Source organism: Flavobacterium sp., from assembly GCF_044371705.1.
In the GTDB taxonomy this organism is placed as follows: Bacteria; Bacteroidota; Bacteroidia; order Flavobacteriales; family Flavobacteriaceae; genus Flavobacterium.
Genome location: NZ_JBILTE010000221.1, coordinates 1 through 3,970, shown reverse-complemented (window position 1 = coordinate 3,970; position 3,970 = coordinate 1). Strand labels below are relative to the sequence as shown.

Sequence of the window (3,970 nt, the reverse complement as noted above, 5' to 3'; positions counted from 1 at the left end):
AAGCTAAACAACTGGCAACCGTACTTGCAAATAGTCCAAAAACTGTATGGAATAATTTTAATAACGAATCAGTTATTCTGGTTAAGGCTCCAATTGCTTCCATCACGCCACCAAATACCATCGCACAAATAATCAACCAAATGGTGCTAAGCATTCCCGACATACCTCCAGCTTTAAACAAATCATTAAGTTCTTGACTAGTAGTTTCTACACTGGTGGAACTAGTGATGGCATTCATAATTCCTTTATAACCTGAGATTAGATTTAATTGTGTGTCACCACCAATTTTTGCAACAATTTCCGGCTGGAAAATAAGGGCAAATAAGCCACCCAAAAGTGTTCCAATTAATAATGCGATAAGAGGTTCTGTCTTTTTTATAATTAATAGAATGACAACCGCAGGTACTATAAAAAGTAGTGGACTTATTGTAAATGCACCAGTGATTGCCTGTAAAATAGCCGTATTGTCTGAAGAACCCGCTGTATCTTGAGCCAGACCTAAAAAGATAAATAGTACCAGAGTCAAAATCATTGTAGGGACAGTGGTTATAGTCATGTAACGAATGTGCGTAAATAAATCTGTTCCAGCCATTGCAGGAGCTAAATTGGTAGTGTCTGAAAGAGGAGATAGCTTATCACCGAAGTAAGCTCCCGAAACTACTGCACCGGCAACCATTCCTAAAGGCATTCCTATCGTTGAGCCGATACCAATCAGAGCAATACCTACAGTTGCAGAGGTAGTCCAAGAGCTACCTGTAGCGATGGAAATGACTGAGCAAATAACCACACAGGCAGGTAAAAAGATTGATGGATGCAAGATTTGCAGTCCGTAATAAATCATCGTCGGAATAACGCCACTTAACAGCCATGTACCTGAAAGAGCCCCCACCATAAGTAAAATTAAAACCGCACTGGACGTAGATTTGACGTTTTTGGCAATTTCTTCCATCATGGCAGCATAGGAAACTTTGTTTCTAAAGCCTACAATTGCGGCAATTGCGGCACCTAAAATTAAGGCAAATTGATTGGGACCGGCTGTTGCATCTTCTTCGTAAATAAAAACATTAAAAGCCAGTATACCTACCAATAAAAAAATTGGAAATAAAGCCTCCCAAATGGAAAGATTTTTATTTTCAATTAAAATTTCGTCTTTTGGGTCTTGCGGTTTAATGTCTTGGCTTTCCATTTTATTTTGTTTGTGGACGCAATATACTATTTTTTTTGAATTTTAATTTTGAAACAAAAAATCCGATTCATTGAACCGGATTTAGTTAACTTTTATTTTGGTCGATTAAGCATGCTCTACATGTTGAAACACATTTAATTCTACCATACACTGTCGCATCATTTGATAGGTCCGTTCTATATCATTATCCAAACCAATTGAAAAACGAATCAAACCATCGGTTAGTCCCATTTCTATTTGTTCATCCAAGGGGATTTCTGAAGATGTTGAAGTTCCCGGAGCACTAAACAACGTTTTGTAAAATCCTAAACTAACAGCCAAATAACCTAAGTTACGCGATTGCATCAATTCCATTAGTTCGTTAGCTTTCTCTAATGTACCAACATCAATCGTCATCATTCCTCCAAAACCGTATTCAGGATTGATCATTGACGCATACAATTTGTGGCTTGGGTGACTTGGTAATCCGGGATAAACTACTTTCAAACCATCAGACTCGAATTTTTGAGCTAAATACATAGCATTGTAGCTGTGCTGTTTCATTCGAATATGTAAGGTGCGAAGATTTTTCATCACACTTGCCGAACGCAAACTGTCCATTGTTGGACCTAAAAGCATACTGGCTCCATTGTTTACATTTTTAAGGTCGTTGATAAACTCCTGCGAAGCACAAACTACACCACCTACAGTATCACTACTTCCGTTTATGTATTTGGTCAAACTGTGAATTACTATGTCAGCACCCAATTTTGCAGGAGCAACTGATAAAGGTGAAAAAGTATTATCGACAACTAATTTGATGTTGTGTTTTTTTGCAATTTTAGAAAGTGCGGCTAAATCAGCCACCTCTAACAAAGGATTACTTACTGTTTCACAATACAAAACTTTTGTAGTTGGAGTAATCGCAGCTTCTACAACATCTAGTTTAGTAATATCTACAAATGATGTTTTGATACCAAATTTAGGCACTAAGTTTTTTAAGAAAGCATAAGTCCCACCATAAATAGTTCTGCTGGAAACAATGTGGTCGCCGTTGCTACATAGTTGTAAAAGAGTAGGGGTGATGGCACCCATTCCTGAGGCGGCTACATTTGCAGCTTGTGTTCCTTCCATCGCCGCCATTGCTTTATCTAAATACAAATTGCTGGGCGAGGAGTGACGCGAATATAAGTAACAACCTTCGGCATTTCCCTCAAAAGTATCAAACATAGTTTTTGCTGAAAGAAAAGTGTAGGTAGATGAATCGGATATCGAAGGATTTACACCTCCAAATTCTCCAAAGTACTGTAAATCCTGAATGTTATCTGCCGGGTTAAATTTATTTGATTCCATTTTTTTAGTTTTTTTTATAAAGTCAAATTTCTAAATTTATAGACTAAAAAACAATTGTATATTATAAATTTAGATAAATAAACTAAATTTATATTTAAATGTAGAATATTTATTATATTTGAATTGATTTAAATGCTTCTTATAGAAAAAATTATTTTTACTTTTTATGAAATTAGATCAAATTGATTCCAAATTATTGGTATTACTTCAGGAGGATACCAAAAAAACGACGAAAGAGCTTTCGTTGGTGCTCAATCTTTCCGTTACGGCTGTTTACGAACGAATCAAAAAACTGGAACGCGAAGGAGTTATAAAAAAATACGTTGCATTATTAGACCGCAACAAAATCAGTAAGGGATTTGTCGTTTTCTGTCATGTGAAATTAATACAGCACACCCGTGAAAACATAGCGACTTTTGAGCAACAAGTGGTTCAATTATCCGAAGTTCTGGAATGCTTTCACGTAAGTGGCGACTATGATTACATTTTAAAAGTTTTTGTAGAAAACATGGAAGCATACCGCGAATTTATGGTCACTAAACTTACGACACTGCAACATATTGGAAGTACTCAAAGTTCCTTTATGATTGAAGAAGTGAAAAACACCACCGCATTCAAGCTATAATTTAACGTATCTTTTCATGTATTTAGTAGTAAAAAAGTTAGTTTTGTTAGACTAAATCAGTCGAATGAAAATTGCCATCGTATGTTATCCTACCTTTGGAGGTAGTGGAGTTGTTGCTACAGAACTCGGATTAGAGCTGGCTCGACGCGGTCATGAAATTCATTTTATTACCTATCGTCAACCCGTTCGTTTAGCACTGTTAAATCCTAATGTGCATTACCACGAAGTAAATGTTCCTGAATATCCGTTGTTTCATTATCAACCTTATGAGCTGGCACTTTCCAGCAAATTGGTGGATATGGTTAAGCTTCATAAAATTGAGGTTTTGCATGTACATTATGCAATCCCGCACGCTTATGCCGGTTACATGGCGAAGCAAATGTTGAAAGATGAAGGCATTTATTTACCAATGGTTACTACACTTCACGGAACTGATATTACGCTGGTGGGAAATCACCCGCATTACAAACCGGCTGTGAGTTTTAGTATCAATAAATCAGATTATGTGACTTCAGTGTCGCAAAGCTTGAAAGATGATACACACAAACTTTTTACCATTACAAAGGAGATTGAAGTTATTCCGAATTTTATAGAAATAGATCAGTCCAATCCAAATGAGGGTCCCTGTTATCGCACCCTTATGGCCAAAGATGAAGAACGGATTATTACACACATTAGTAATTTCAGAAAAGTGAAACGAATTCCTGATGTGATTAAGATATTTCATAAGATTCAACAACAATTACCTGCCAAATTGATGATGGTAGGTGACGGACCTGAGAAGGAGCAAGCTGAAATGCTGTGCGAGCAATTAGGTATTCAAGACA

The 3,970-nt window shown here is 36.6% G+C and carries 4 protein-coding genes; 2 read left to right on the top strand and 2 right to left on the bottom strand.

The genetic code is table 11. The annotated features are described in order from the left end of the window. The coding region (locus ACIQ2S_RS11940) for a Na+/H+ antiporter NhaC family protein (protein WP_396176287.1) at positions 1–1,186 on the bottom strand (1,186 nt) is incomplete at its 3' end. 105 nt (positions 1,187–1,291) lie between these two features. After that, on the bottom strand, positions 1,292–2,518 hold the full coding sequence (locus ACIQ2S_RS11935; protein ID WP_396176285.1) for an aminotransferase class I/II-fold pyridoxal phosphate-dependent enzyme: 1,227 nt from the start codon (positions 2,516–2,518) through the stop codon (positions 1,292–1,294). A gap of 166 nt (positions 2,519–2,684) precedes the next feature. Between ACIQ2S_RS11935 and ACIQ2S_RS11930 the strand changes: the two genes are divergently transcribed. Both ACIQ2S_RS11930 and bshA read left to right on the top strand, forming a co-directional pair. Then, on the top strand, positions 2,685–3,143 hold the full coding sequence (locus ACIQ2S_RS11930; RefSeq protein WP_396176283.1) for an Lrp/AsnC family transcriptional regulator: 459 nt from the start codon (positions 2,685–2,687) through the stop codon (positions 3,141–3,143). Between the two features lie 64 nt (positions 3,144–3,207). Then, positions 3,208–3,970, top strand: a 763-nt coding sequence (gene bshA / locus ACIQ2S_RS11925) for an N-acetyl-alpha-D-glucosaminyl L-malate synthase BshA (protein ID WP_396176281.1), incomplete at its 3' end; no start/stop codon positions are given.

Bases quoted from the DNA above. Each gene is read 5' to 3' on its own strand.
- ACIQ2S_RS11935 (WP_396176285.1), bottom strand. From the start codon at position 2,518: ATGGAATCAAATAAATTTAACCCGGCAGATAACATTCAGGATTTACAG.
- ACIQ2S_RS11930 (WP_396176283.1), top strand. From the start codon at position 2,685: ATGAAATTAGATCAAATTGATTCCAAATTATTGGTATTACTTCAGGAG.